Here is a 13425-nt window from a genome sequence, read left to right on the forward strand (position 1 = left end):
TGGTCACCCCTTCGTGAGGTCGCGGCGCGAGGAACGGAAGATGAAGAGCGTCACGAGCAGGCAGAGGATCGTCAGCATCAGCGCGATCGAGCTGCCGTAGCCGTACTCGCCGTACGTGAACGAGGTCTGGTACATGTACAGCGTGAGCGGGGTCGTGGTGTTGCCCGGTCCGCCGTTCGTGAGGGCGAGCACCGAGTCGAAGACCTTCAACGTGCCGTTGATGCTGAAGATGATCGACGAGAAGAGCACGGGCAGCGACAGCGGGATCACGATGTGCCGCACGAGCTTCCAACCCGATGCGCCGTCGAGGCGGGCGGATTCGAACATCTCCTCGGGGATGTCGACGAGGCCGGCGTACAGCAGCACCGCGTAGAAGCCCATCGAGCGCCAGATGTCCATGATGACGATCACCCAGAACGCCGTGGCGCCCGAGGCGAACCAGTCGATCGAGTCCGCGCCGAAGAAGTTGAGCAGTGAGTTGACCGGGCCGATCTGCGGGGCGATGGCGAACAGCGCCTGGAACAGCAGCGCGACGGCCACCGTGGGCAGCACGACGGGGAAGAAGACCAGGGTGCGGATCACGCCGGAGGCCTTCTTGAGCCAGAAGACGTAGAGCAGGCTGAGCCCGTATCCGACGAGCACCTGGCCGACGGTGAGCACGATCGCGTACTTGAGCGTGAAGAGCAGCGCATCGCCGACCTTCGGGTCGGTGAAGAGCTGGAGGATGTTGTCCCAGCCGACGAAGGTGAACCCGATGATCGGGTTGCCCTCGAAGACCGTGTAGCCGAGCGACCAGAAGATGGGCACCAGCATGACGAGGGTGTAGACCAGCATGGCCGGCCCGAGAAGGACGGTGACGGCGCGCCAATCACCAAGTACGCGATTCACAGCAGTGGGAGCTTTCGTTTCGGGTGGTGCGCGCATCCCCGCATGCGGGGATGCGCGCACCGATGGTTCGGACTAGTTGCCGATGTCGGCCTGCACGGCCTTCATGAAGTCCTCGGGGCTCATCGCACCCGTGACCAGCTGCGACGCGTTCGTCTGGCTGGTCGTCGCGGCCTTCGCGTTGAAGAGCGCCTCGAACCAGAGCACGCTCTGCGTGGTGGCGTCGATCTGCGTCTGCACCTCCTGCGTGAGGGGCGGCAGATCCTCGACGGGCGTGTTCACCTTGAAGCCGGTGATGACGCCCTGGTTCTGCAGCGAGCTCGAACCGAAGTTGTCGGCGAAGCAGCCGAGCCACGACGCGACGTCGTCCGAGTAGGTCGACTTCGACAGCGCGAGCGGCACGCCCACGTTGGCGGCGAGCTGGTCGGCCGAACCTGCGCCGCCCTCGACCGTCGGGAACGGGATGAAGCCGACGTTCTCGGCACCGATCTGGTTCTGCGCCGGGTCGTTGAAGTTCGCGAGCGCCCAGCTGCCCATGTAGAACATGCCGGCCTGTCCGGTGAGGAACTGGTTCATCGCGGTCATGTAGTCGATCGACGTGACCGAGGGGCCGAAGTAGCCCTTGGCGCCGAGGTCGGCGACGGCTTCAGCGGCCTTCACGTACTCGGGATCGGTCAGCTTCGCCTCGCCGTCGGCCACCTTCTGGAGGGCGTCGGGCCCGAGGTCGCGGAAGATGTAGTTGCCGACGAGGCGCGTGAGCGGCCAGCCGTCCTGACCGTCGGCCGAGAACGGGATGACCCCGGCCGCGTTGAGCTTCTCGGCTGCGGCGACGAGCTCGTCCCACGTGGTCGGAACTTCGATGCCGTTCTCGGCGAAGAGCTGCTTGTTGTACCAGATGCCCTCGACGTTGAACTCGGTGGGCAGCACGTACTGCTCGCCGTCGTACAGGGCGTCGATCGTCGACTGTGCGGCGGGGATGATCGCGTCGGACTTGTCGAGGTCGGCCAGCGCCTGTTCGACGTCGACGAGCTTGCCGCCCGTGTTGAGGTCCTTCGCGACCTGCGGCGTGTTGCCGCTCGCGAAGAGCACCGGCAGGGCGTCCTGGCCGGCGAGCAGCTGGAGCTGCTGGTCGTAGCTCGCCTGCGGCTGGGTGGTGATGTCGAGCGGCAGGGCCTCGTTCTCGGCGGAGCACTCACCCGTGGACAGCGCGGTGAGCGTGTCCTGGATGGAGGTGTTCTCGGCGAACGAGAGATAGCTGAACTTGTCGGGTGCCGTCGTGCCGCCCTCGCTGCTGCCGCCGGCCGAGCAGCCGGTGAGTGCGAACGCGGTGACGCCGATCGCGGCGATGAGCGGAACGAGCTTCGTCGCCCGCTGACGTGCTGTGGTCACAGTTCCTCCTTGAATGCGGCCTCGTTTGAAGCGCTACAACGAGAGCGTAGGTCGTCGCTCTTCCGACGGCGAGCCGAAACCGGCTTTCGCGCACAGCGTCAGGCGAATACCGCCTATTCGGCGGACGGATGCCGCGAGAGCGGAACTTGAAGCGCTCCAAGTTGGGTTAGGCTTCAGCACATGTCAGACGCACTGCCGCGCGAGGAGCCCACTTCGGCGGGCATCAAAGACGTCGCCGCCCTCGCCGGGGTCTCGATCGCGACCGTCTCGAACGCGCTCAACCATCGCGAGCGCGTGGCGGCACCCACCCTCGACCGCATCGACCGAGCCATCGGCATGCTCGGCTACATCCCGAACGGCGCCGCACGCTCGCTCGCCGCCGGCCGCACCCGGTCGTTCGGGCTCATCCTCTCCGACCTCGGCAACTCGCTCTTCGTCGACATCGCACGCGGCGCCGAGCGCGCCGCCGACGAACGCGGGCTCAGCGTCGTGCTCGCCAACAGCGACGGCAAGCTCGAGCGCGAAGACCGCTACGTGGAGCTCTTCGCCGAGACCCGCGTGCGCGGCGTGCTGCTCACCCTCAACGATGCTTCTCACTTCCGCGCGATCGTCGGGCGCCATGCGCACGGCCAGCCGCTCGTCATGCTGAACTTCCACGACGACAGCGGCCGCTACTGCACCGCGTCGATCGACAACGAGGCCGGCGGGCACCTCGCGACGACGCACCTGCTCGAGACCGGACGACGACGCATCGTGTTCGTCGGCGGCCCCGACACCCTCCAGCCCGTCGCCGACCGCCGCCGCGGGTTCCGCCGTGCGCTCGCCTCGGCCGGCCTTGACCCCATCGACGAGATCGCGCCGACCTGGGTCAATCGAGCCGACGGCTGGCAGGTCGGCCGGCGGCTCGCCGAACGCGTGCAGCGTGGCGAGATCGACGGCGTCGTCGCGGCATCCGACCTGCTCGCCGCCGGCATCGTTCAGGCGATGTCCGAGTTCGGCGCGATCTCGGTGCCCGACTCGGTCGGAGTGATCGGCTACGACAACAACCAGGCCGCCTGGGATGCGCCGATCCCGATCTCCACGATCAGCCAGCCGGGCGACGAGCTGGGCTTCATCGGCGCCCAGCTGCTCATCGACGAGGTCGACGAGCCCGACCACGAGCACCGGGCGATCCGCCTCGCTCCCGAGCTCATCGTGCGCCGCAGCACCGAACGATAGCCTGACCCCGACCACCGATCCGACCGGAGGTACCGTCAACGATGACGAACGAACCCGCAGTACCCGACGAGGCGCCGGCCGAGACCGGTCGCACGCCACTGCAGCTGAGCTCGGTCGATTTGAATCTGGTCGTGCCGCTGCAGACACTGCTCGAAGAGCGCAGTGTGAGCCGTGCCGCCGAACGCCTGTTCATGAGCCAACCCGCCCTTTCGGCGGCGCTCTCCCGGCTCCGGCGACACTTCAACGACGAGTTGCTCGTGCGCTCGGGCAACCGGTACGACCTCAGCCCGCTCGGCGTCGAACTGCTCGAAGCCGTCACCGTCGCGAGCAGCTCCCTCAGCCGCGTGTTCGGCGCCCAGGCCGAGTTCCGCCCAGAGGAGAGCAGCCGCGAGTTCCGCCTGGTCTGCTCCGACTACGTCGCCGCGGTGTACGGCGCATCGCTGGCACGCGAGCTCTCGCGCACCGCACCGGGCGTCATGCTGCGCATGGAGCACGTGCAGGACGCGATCGTCGACAGCGCGCCCGACTCGTTGCGCGACATCGACGGGCTCATCCTCCCCCACGGCTACCTCGAACACGTGGAGTTCATCGACCTGTTCGCCGATCGCTGGCAGTGCCTCGTCGCGGCCGAGACCGCCGACGCGCCGCTCACGGTCGACGAGCTCGGGGCCCGGCCGTGGGCGACGACCTACAGCGGTCGCACCGCCATCGTCGCCGCCACCCGCGAGCTGCACGTGCTCGGCGTCTACCCGCAGACGCAGGTGACGACGCGCAGCTTCCTCACGCTGCCCGACATGGTGGCCGGCACCGACCGGGTGGCCTTCGTGCCCGAATCGCTGGTCGACCGGTTCGAGCTGCGCGGCGACGTCGCGGCCGTCGAATGCCCGATCCCGATTCCGGGCATCAAGCAGGCGTTCTGGTGGAGCCCGTCGCACGAATCAGATGCCGGCCATCGCTGGCTGCGCGGCAAGGTCGCCGAGGTCGCAGCAGGAATCAGCGGCGCGTGAACACGCCCGCATTCCCCCGACGCGGTTCCTGAACGCGAGACATCCCCCATCCCACCGGCGACGGATGCACGTCGCCCCCGATTGGAGTGCACCCGTGGGACGACACAGCACCCCGGCGCCCGCGCCGAGGATCCCGACCGAGCGGCAACGCCGAACTGCGAAACGCCCACGAGCATCGAGGCTCAAGCTCGTGCTCGGGATCTCGGCGTCCATCACGGTCCTCGCCGTGGTCTTCGTGCTCGGGTTCGTCTGGATCGGGAGCGCAGTCGAAGCCGAGCCGCACGCGACCCGTGTCGCGTGCGATGAGAACCAGGTCGACCCGATCCGCGTGGTCGCCGACCCGTCCATCGCCGGAGCAGTCGAGTACACCGCCTCTCGGCTCCCGGTCGCGACGAACTCCGGCCGATGCCTGGTCGCCGAGGTGGTGGCGCAGAGCTCGTCCGACAGCGTCGCCTCGATCGCAAGCGGGCAGTTCGACGCGGATGTGTGGATCCCGGGATCCGGCGTGTGGCTCGAACGGCTCGCCGCGCTCACCGGATCCCTGGGGCAGAGCATGCCGGCCATCGAGGACCACGGGTCGCTCGCGGTGTCGCCGGTGGTCCTCGGCGTCCCGGAGGCGCACGCGGAGGCGATCGAAACCGACCCGATCACCTGGGCACGTGTGCGCGACCGAGAGCTTCCCGCGCTCCTGCCCGACCCGCAGTCCTCAGCGGCCAGCGTGGCGGCGCTCTATGCGGTGCGCAACGTCTCCTCCTCGGAGGACCCGCGGCAGTTCGCGGCGGCATTGATGACGCTGGGCAAGCAGATCCCCGCCTCCGCGGAGGCGGCGATCGGTTCCGCGATGACCGCCGACCTTCCGACGGCGGTCATCCTCACCGAGGTCGAGATCGCCGAGCACAACATGGAGAATCCCGACGACCGGATGGTGGCTGAGTACCCCACCGACGGGTCGGTTCTGCTCGACTACCCGTTCGTGCTGCTGCCGTCCGATGACCCGGACGACGCGCGATCCAGCCTGATCGGAGAGTTCGAGGACGAGATCCGAGCGGCGAAGCAGCCGATGGATGTCGCGGGGCTCCGCCGCGTCGACGGGTCGGGTGTGCTGTCGATCGCCGGGATCAGCCCATCGCTCCCCGACGCCGAAGCCGCGTATGCGGCCGCCGAGCAGACGAAGGAGATCGGTGCCGCGCAGCTCGACATCCTGCGGCTGTGGGGCATCATGACGTTGCGTTCGCGGATGCTCGCGGTGATCGACGTGTCGGGCTCGATGGAGGAGCCGGCGGCGAACGGCCTCCGCCGGATCGACGTGTTCCAGCAGGCGGCGGGCGGGGCGATGAGCCAGTTCTCCGGTGAGGTCGAACTCGGCGTCTGGATCTTCTCGACCACCCGCAACGGCGACCTCGACTACGAGGAGCTGGCTCCGATAGCGCCACTGGCCGACGGCGCGCACACGGACCGAATCATGGGGATCATCGGCTCCTTGCACCAGCGGCTCGGCGGTGCGACGGGGTTCTACGACACGACGCTCGCCGCGGTCGAGCGGGTACGCGAGGGATACGACCCCGAGATGGTGAACTCGGTGCTGCTGATCACCGACGGCAAGAACGAGGACGAGAACGGCATCGATCTGCCCACCCTGCTCGCGAAGCTGCACGAACAGGATGATCCGCTCGAGCCGGTCCCGGTGATCATGGTCGGTTTCGGTCCAGACACCGATCTCGCCGCGATGCAGCAGATCGCCGCCGCGACCGGCGGTGCGGCGTATTCCGCCGCCCAGCCCGAAGATCTCAGCGCGGTCCTCGTCGACGCGCTCTACCAGCGCGGATGCCGCCCCGACTGCTGATCGGCGGGCACCACGCCGGGCTGCCGTGATAGGCCCGTCTGGGAGGCTCTCGGAGCGATGAATGGTCAATACGTGGTCCACTTCGCAGATCGAGTTCTGCGTCAGACCCTACGCACACCCGTCGTAGATCCCGATGGGTGCGCGCACTGCCTCGATGACCGTGCGGCCTTCGTCTGCTTCGAAGTCGACGCCGTACCGCTGCTGGTACACCGTGCCGTCGGGCCAGGTCTCTTCGCGGGTGATGAAGTCCAGGTACGGGCCCGAGCATCCGGAGGGGTTCAGTTGGAGGGCGGGGTTGGCTTCCAAGTCGGCCCAGGCGGTTCCGGCGGGCACGCGCTGCTCGGTGTTGAGGGTCACGTCGGCGGTCTGCGGTCCGGTGAAGACCACACCCCATGCGGGCTGGCCGAGGGTGCGTGGGTCGGACGCGGCGAAGTCCCACCGGTCGACGTATCGGCGTTCGTGGAGTTCGAACGCACCCCATCGGTGCGCGGTCGAAGGCGGGAAATGGTTCCCGCCGCTGTACATCTCGTCGACGGGGGCAGACCCGAGGGCACCGGTGACGGTCGCGACGGCCGCGGCCGTATCGGCGAGGTAGTCCAGCTCGAACACGACCGCACCGGTCGCGTCTCGGAGCTCGAGCCCTTCCGGTCGCACGACGAATGTCGTCACGGAGTCGATCGGGTCGGCTTCCACGACAGTGTCCGGCTCGGACGTCGGGGTGGTCGACGGGTTCGCAGTCGGCGCCGCTGACGGTTCCACGGGGGCGGACGTCGTGCACCCGCTCAGGAGCGTCGCCGCGATGATCGCGAACCCGATGAGTGCTGTGCGTCTCTCGCGCATTCGAACCGTGCCTTTCATGGCGTAGGAGCCTCGGATGCATTCTGGCATCGCGTGCGTCTCAGGTCGGAGGCGCGGGATCGACGACACGTGGAGGGAGCACTCCGACCGCGAAAATCACAACGAGACGGTCCTCATTCGATACTCGCTGGCGCCGTTTCGGCCCGGGCGATTCGATACTCGAACGTGCCCGCGCCGACCGCGTGCACCTCTCCGTTCGGCAGACTGATGTCGGCGGTCGTATTCGGGGGCACGGCGACCGTCACGAGCAGCTCGCCGTCGACGAGCTCCCATGCGCTGCGCACCTCGCCCGAGGGGCTCGCGTACCGCGCGGAGGCGTGCGTGAGCGTGCCGCCGGGCACGGGCGCGATCGTGAAGTGCCGCTCGCCCGCCACTCGGATGCCTGCGACGGTGTCGAAGAGCCACTGGCAGACCGCTCCCGGCGAGTAGTGGTTGTGGCTCTCGCTGCCCTCCCAGTGCTCCCAGACGGTGGTCGCGCCGGCCTCCACCTCGGCGAGCCAGCTCGGCGCCTGCGTGTTCTCGAGCATGCGGTACGCGACATCCGCCCGCCCGGCCTCGGTCAGCACGGGCAGGACGAACGGGGTCGAGAGGAAGCCGGTGCCGATCGTGTACCCGCGGCTCTCGACGGCCTGTACGAGTCGAGCCTCGAGGCGCCCGCGCACCTCGCCGTCTCCCTCGCCCTCGACCAGCCCGAGCGCGAGCGGGCGCACGAGCTTCGCCTGCCGGTCGGTGTCGATCGTGCCCTCGGCGAGGAAGAGGTGCGCGTAGGCCTGCTTCGCCCCGTCGGCGTACTCGGTGAAGAGCGCAGCATCGGAGGTCTCGCCGAGCGCGGTCGCGACCTCGGCGAGGTGGGCCATCGTGTAGTGCAGGTAGGCGGTCGCCTCCTCGGGCCGCGTCGGCTGCGACCCGGCGGTCACGGGGTCGTGGAACTCGGCCGGTTCGAGCCACTCGCCGAGGTGCAGTCCCTTCTCGTACACGTACCGGTTGTACGGATTGGCGCGGGCTGCCGCGCGGTTCTTGTGACCCGTGCGACCGATCATGTAGTTCGCGTACGCGCGCATCATCGGGTAGAACTCGCGGATGAGCTGCTCGTCGCCGTAGCGCTTCCAGAATCGGTACGGCACGAGCACCGCGGCATCCGCCCATCCGACCGAACCGCCCGTCGCGTCGTACATCATCGCGACGCCGTTGTACGGCACGACCGCGGCGACCTTGCCCGACTTCGCCTGGTTGTCGGCGAGGTCGCGCAGCCACTTGCGATAGAAGCTCGCGACGTCCATCAGCGATGCGGCGGTGTCGAAGAACACCTGCGCATCACCGGTCCACCCGAGGCGCTCGCGCGTCGGGCAGTCGGTGGGCACGTCGAGAAAGTTGCCCTTCATGCTCCACCGGGTGTTCTCGAGGAACCGGTTCACGGCCGGGTTCGAGCACTCGAACCCGCCGGTCTGCTCCAGGTCGGAGTACACGGCGATCGCACGGAAGTCGGATGCCTCGAACACTATGTCAGTCTCGATGAGCGCGTAGCGGAACCCGAACACCGCGAACTCCGTCTGGTAGCGGTTCTCACCCTGCGCGCAGGTGAAGTCGACCTCCTGCTTGGGCGTCGGCTGCAACTCGCCGCGGATGAGCCGCTGCTTCTGCGACATGAGCAGCAGTTCGGCGGCCCGCCCGAACTCGCCGATCGGCTTGTCGAGCTGAAAGTTCGCCTGCGTGAACTCGCCCGCATCGTCGAGGATCTCGCCCATGCGCAGCACGATGCGCTGCCCCTGCTCCGCGGTCACGGAAAAGCCGACGAATCCGGCGATGTTCTGCCCGAAGTCGAGCATGCGCGCACCGGACGGGGTCGTGATGAGCGTGGGCGTGAACACCTCCTGCTCACGCGGCTCGACGTTGTCGGAGGCCGTCGGCACGAGCCCGGGCTTCGCCACGCGGGCCCTGCCCGCGTAGGTCGGCGCGAGGTTCGCGTCGACGATCTCGCCGTCCTTGAGGTCGGCGAACCGCAGCGGGCCGTCGTTGCTCCACGCGAACGAGCCATCGGTACCCACGACCTCGCGCCGGCCGTCGGCGTAGGTGATCTCGAGTTGAGCCAGCAGCTTCGTCTGGCGGCCGAACACGTTCGTCGGGCCGTAGGCGCCGACCGATCCGCGGTACCACCCGTCCGCGAGCCGGAACTCGAGCCGGTTCGCGCCCTGCTCCTCGGTCGCCAGCAGTTCGGTGACGTCGTACGTCTGATATTGCAGGCGCTTCCGGTAGTCGGTGCTGCCCGGCGCGAGCCGGAACTCCCCCACCCGCTGCCCGTTCAGGTGAGCGTCGTAGACACCGCAGGCCGTGGCGTAGAGGCGTGCTCGGGCCACCGGCCCGCGCGTGCGGAATCCCGTGCGGAAGCAGTCGACCGGATGCCGCGCGTGCTTCTTGAGCTTCACGTCGCCCGCGATCCAGGTCGCCGTCCAGTCCTGCGGGGCGAGCAGCCCGAGCTCGAACCACGTCGACGACGGCTCGCCCGCGGCATCCGTCTCGTCCCAGAGCGTGACCGACCACTCGACGCGGTCGCGGCTCGTGAGCTCGGCGCCCTCGTACGCGATGTGCGCCATGCGGTTCGAGTCGACCCTGCCGGAGTCCCACACCGTCTCGCCGTCGCGCGTCGCCTGCACACGGTAGGCGGTCTGCTCGAGGCCGCCCTCGCAGTTCCACGACAGGCGCGGGCGCAGGATGCCGAGCCCGAGCGGCCGGTCGAGGTACTCGGTGCGCAGTCTCACGGCCTTCATGCGTAGTCCTCCGGGCTCCACTCGTCGAGCCACTCGATGGTCGGGATGTCGCCGTCGAAGCGGATCGGCAGCCACACGTAGTCGGCGATCGCCGTGTTCTCGCCGCTGGCGAGCGACATGACGGCCGCGAGGTTCTCGGCGCCGGGCGGGCGAGGGGCGCCCTGCATGCGTGCGGCGATCGCGTCGAACACGTTCGGCAGGTCGTCGGGGAGCTCGGGCAGCCAGCGGTCGGCGAGCGCGATGTAGAGGTCCTGCTTGCCGGGGTGCTTGAAGACCGAGCTGATCTGCGACCGGTACGACGTGCGCGTCTCGTCGCCGGGGTGGGCGTCGCCGAGCACGGTCCACGGCCCGTGCATCCCGTCGGCGCTCGCGAACTCCGACGGGTTGGGGAAGTACCCGGTCGTGCTCGAGGTCACGAGGTAATGCCGGCCGTCGCGCGTGAAGTGCGCGGGGGCCTCGCGGTTGAACGGCGGCCCGGAGTGGTGGAAGTGCACGCTGTGCTGCCCCGAGACATCCGTGTAGTCGTCGGTGAGCTCGGCGACGACGACGTCGGTGTGCACCTTCTCGAAGACGTAGTACGCGGTGCCGTCGGCCGGGTCGACCGTGAGGTCGAAGTCGCCGGCGTCCATGCCGAGGGGGCGCAGGCCCGTGCGCACGATCTCGTAGGGGCCGAGCAGGTCGTCGGCGACGAGCACGGTGGAGGCCTGGGTCGCCTGCTCGTCTTCGCCCATGATCTTCAGCCAGCAGACGTACTTGCCCGTCGCTTCGTTGAAGAGGATGTGCGGGCGGTCCATCTTCTGCGCCGGATGCAGCGGCGACGCCGGGTCGTCGAGCACGGGCGGGATGATCAGCCCGCGGTCGTCCCAGTTCACGAGGTCGGTCGAGGTGTACGCGCGCACGCCCCAGTGCCAGTTGCCGCTGCCGGGGGTCGTGTGCTCCTTGTTCTCGCCGTACCAGACGAAGGTGCCGTCGGGCAGAGTGAAGATCGAGCCGCCGTGCGCCTGGATGCGTTCGCCCTTGGTGTCGAGCCAGACTTGCCCGGGCCGGATCGCGGTCTGCCGCTCGGTCTGCTCTGCCTGGTCGGCCTGCACGGTCTGCTCGGTCTGCTCGGTCGGTGCGGTCTGCTGTTCGTTCGTCATCTCGGCGTCTCCTCGCTCGGTCATCGGGGGTCGGATGCCGCGGCGACCGTCAGCACGGCGGCGAGGTCGGCCGTCGAGCTGCCGCCGACCCAGACGTCGAGCGTGGTGGGGTCCTGCACCCAGTCGCGGGTCGCCGCGCTCCAGTAGCGGAGCTCGGCGGGGCCGAGGTCGAAGGTGACAGTGCGGGTCTCTCCTGCGGCGAGGGTGACGCGTTCGAAGCCCTTGAGTTCGCGCACTGGACGCGAGGAGGTGCCGTACCGCTGGTGGATGTAGAGCTGCACGACCTCGTCGGCCTCGCGGCCGGACGTGTTCGTGACGTCGACGGACACGGTCGCGGTCTCGCCGACGGCGATCTCGTCGCGGTCGAGGCGCAGTGCGTCGTAGGCGAAGCTCGCGTAGCTCAGGCCGTGGCCGAAGGGATAGAGCGGGGTGGACTCCTCGTCCCAGTAGCGCTTGCCCTGGTTCTGGGGCTCGAACGTGCGCAGGTGCGTGTATACCATCGGCACCTGGCCGACGTGGCGGGGCCAGGTGAAGGGCAGGCGCCCGGCGGGCGAGGTGTCGCCGAAGAGCACGGCCGCGACGGCGTCACCACCGCGGGTGCCCGGGTACCAGGCCTGCAGGATGGCCGGCACGTTCGCGTCGGCCCAGCGCAGGTCGAGGGGGCGCCCAGACATCACGACGAGCACGACCGGGGTGCCGGTCGCGGCGATGCGCTGGAGCTGCTCGAGCTGCCGGCCCGGCAGGTCGAGCGACGAGCGCGACGCGTTCTCGCCGATCTGGTTCTGACGCTCGCCCACGACGACCACGGCCACGTCGGCCTCGGCCGCGACGGCCACGGCGCGCTCGATCTCGGCGTCGTCATCGTAGTCGGCCGGCGTGTTCACGACGGTCGGGTCCTGCCGGTCGAACATCGACGGGAACACGCGCGAAGGGATGCCGGCGCCGGCCGCATGCTCGACCCGCGCCGAGTCGCCGACCCGGGCCCGAATGCCCTCGACGATGCTCACCGTCTCGGCGGTGTCGTGCACGAACACCCACGGACCGAGCGTGTCGCGCTTGCTGTCGGCGAGCTGTCCGATGACGGCAATCGAGCCGAGCCCGGCCGCGTCCAGCGGTAGCGCCGCGGCCTCGTTCTTCAGCAGCACGGCGGTCTGCTCGGCGGCGGACTGCGCCAGGTCGCGATGCGACGGCGCGTCGAGCACGGCCTCCACGGCGCCTTCCTCGACGTACGGCCGCTCGAAGAGGCCGAGGCGGAACTTGGCCTCGAGCACGCGTCGCACGGCGGCGTCGAGCACGGCCTCGTCGACGAGCCCCTGCGCGACGGCATCCGGCAGGGTGCCGAAGGCCGGGTCGAACATGCACATCTCCATGTCGAGGCCCGACGAGGCGGCGCGAGCCGCGGCATCCGTCGCCGACGCCGCGAAGTGCTGGGTCTCGAGCGACTTGACCGCGTTCGCATCGGAGACCACGAACCCGTCGAACCCCATCTCATCGCGCAGCACCCGGGTGAGCAGCCACGGGTTGCCGCTGGCGGGCACGCCGTTGAGGTCCATGTAGGCGCTCATGACGGTCGCGGCGCCCGCGTCGATCGCAGCCTGGAACGGCGGGAGGTAGACGTTGCGGAGTTCGGAGTCGGAGATCTCGGCGTCGTCGTAGTCGCGGCCGCCGCGCGCGGCCCCGTAGCCCGCGAAGTGCTTGGGCGTGGCGAGCACGCGCTCGGGCCCGAGGTCGCCCTGGAAGCCGCGCACCTGCGCGGCCGCGACCGTCGAGCCGAGGTACGGGTCTTCGCCCGCCCCCTCGATGATGCGGCCCCAGCGCGGGTCGCGGGCGACGTCGATCATGGGCGCGAAGCTCCAGTGGATGCCGAGCGCGCGGGCCTCCCGGGCGGCGACCGCCTGCGCGGCCTCGATCGACGCCGGGTTCCACGACGCGGCCTGCGCGATCGGCACCGGGAAGATCGTGCGGAGCCCATGGATCACGTCGAACCCGAAGATCAGCGGGATGCCGTGCTGAGTCTGCTCGACCGCCAGGCGCTGCAGCCGGTTCGCCGTCGCCGCGTTCGTGACGAACAGCGCCGAGCCGGCCGTGCCGTTCGCGATCGCGGCCTCGACCATCTGCGGCTGGCGGATGAACGCCTGGTGCTCGGGCGGCACCGAATCGATGTCGAAGTCGGCGGGCAGTTCGCCGGCCGAGCCGAAGTAGAAGTACTGGGTCAGCTGCCCGGCCTTCTCCTCGAGGCTGAGGCGCGAGAGCAGGTCGTCGACGCGCTCGGCCACGGGCAGCGTGGCATCGCGGTAGGGGAGGGTGGCGATGTCGGTCAT

9 protein-coding genes are annotated in these 13425 nt (G+C 69.1%); 3 read left to right on the top strand and 6 right to left on the bottom strand.

Annotated features, from left to right (window positions below; genetic code table 11):
• Positions 1 to 3: 3 nt before the first annotated feature.
• Positions 4 to 834 (bottom strand): carbohydrate ABC transporter permease, encoded by an 831-nt coding sequence (locus GQQ92_RS04720; protein WP_232057489.1) that lies wholly within the window; start codon positions 832 to 834, stop codon positions 4 to 6.
• A 126-nt stretch (positions 835 to 960) separates the two neighbouring features.
• A complete protein-coding gene (locus GQQ92_RS04725; RefSeq protein ID WP_197738067.1) occupies positions 961 to 2274 on the bottom strand; it encodes an ABC transporter substrate-binding protein in 1314 nt (437 codons plus the stop codon).
• Positions 2275 to 2454: 180 nt separating this feature from the next.
• Between GQQ92_RS04725 and GQQ92_RS04730 the strand changes: the two genes are divergently transcribed.
• From GQQ92_RS04730 to GQQ92_RS04740, 3 genes are all read left to right on the top strand, one after another.
• The gene (locus tag GQQ92_RS04730) at positions 2455 to 3492 is read left to right on the top strand and encodes a LacI family DNA-binding transcriptional regulator (RefSeq protein ID WP_156998015.1); all 1038 of its coding nucleotides are present in this window, start codon (positions 2455 to 2457) and stop codon (positions 3490 to 3492) included.
• Between the two features lie 41 nt (positions 3493 to 3533).
• The gene (locus GQQ92_RS04735; RefSeq protein WP_156998016.1) at positions 3534 to 4499 is read left to right on the top strand and encodes a LysR family transcriptional regulator; all 966 of its coding nucleotides are present in this window, start codon (positions 3534 to 3536) and stop codon (positions 4497 to 4499) included.
• 190 nt (positions 4500 to 4689) lie between these two features.
• Positions 4690 to 6342: a substrate-binding domain-containing protein gene (locus GQQ92_RS04740; RefSeq protein WP_197738068.1), complete on the top strand. Its 1653-nt coding sequence runs from the start codon at positions 4690 to 4692 to the stop codon at positions 6340 to 6342.
• 108 nt (positions 6343 to 6450) lie between these two features.
• Here the strand turns inward: GQQ92_RS04740 and GQQ92_RS04745 are convergent, their stop codons facing one another.
• From GQQ92_RS04745 to GQQ92_RS04760, 4 genes are all read right to left on the bottom strand, one after another.
• A complete protein-coding gene (locus GQQ92_RS04745) occupies positions 6451 to 7011 on the bottom strand; it encodes a hypothetical protein (protein WP_156998018.1) in 561 nt (186 codons plus the stop codon).
• 302 nt (positions 7012 to 7313) lie between these two features.
• Positions 7314 to 9965 carry a family 78 glycoside hydrolase catalytic domain gene (locus tag GQQ92_RS04750; RefSeq protein WP_156998019.1) on the bottom strand — a complete coding sequence of 884 codons (2652 nt, stop codon included), beginning with the start codon at positions 9963 to 9965 and terminating at the stop codon, positions 7314 to 7316.
• The gene (locus GQQ92_RS04755) at positions 9962 to 11104 is read right to left on the bottom strand and encodes a family 43 glycosylhydrolase (RefSeq protein WP_156998020.1); all 1143 of its coding nucleotides are present in this window, start codon (positions 11102 to 11104) and stop codon (positions 9962 to 9964) included. Before GQQ92_RS04755 ends, GQQ92_RS04750 begins: the two co-directional genes overlap by 4 nt.
• Positions 11105 to 11124: 20 nt before the next feature.
• Complete coding sequence (locus GQQ92_RS04760) at positions 11125 to 13425, bottom strand: glycoside hydrolase family 3 N-terminal domain-containing protein (RefSeq protein WP_156998021.1); 2301 nt, start codon at positions 13423 to 13425, stop codon at positions 11125 to 11127.

The organism is Agromyces terreus (assembly GCF_009749465.1).
GTDB classification, from domain to species: domain Bacteria; phylum Actinomycetota; class Actinomycetes; order Actinomycetales; family Microbacteriaceae; genus Agromyces; species Agromyces terreus.

Coding starts and splice junctions, on each gene's coding strand:
- GQQ92_RS04760 (WP_156998021.1), bottom strand. CDS start 13,425: ATGACCGACATCGCCACCCTCCCCTACCGCGATGCCACGCTGCCCGTG.
- GQQ92_RS04750 (WP_156998019.1), bottom strand. CDS start 9,965: ATGAAGGCCGTGAGACTGCGCACCGAGTACCTCGACCGGCCGCTCGGG.
- GQQ92_RS04720 (WP_232057489.1), bottom strand. CDS start 834: ATGCTGGTCTACACCCTCGTCATGCTGGTGCCCATCTTCTGGTCGCTC.
- GQQ92_RS04755 (WP_156998020.1), bottom strand. CDS start 11,104: ATGACGAACGAACAGCAGACCGCACCGACCGAGCAGACCGAGCAGACC.
- GQQ92_RS04730 (WP_156998015.1), top strand. CDS start 2,455: ATGTCAGACGCACTGCCGCGCGAGGAGCCCACTTCGGCGGGCATCAAA.
- GQQ92_RS04735 (WP_156998016.1), top strand. CDS start 3,534: ATGACGAACGAACCCGCAGTACCCGACGAGGCGCCGGCCGAGACCGGT.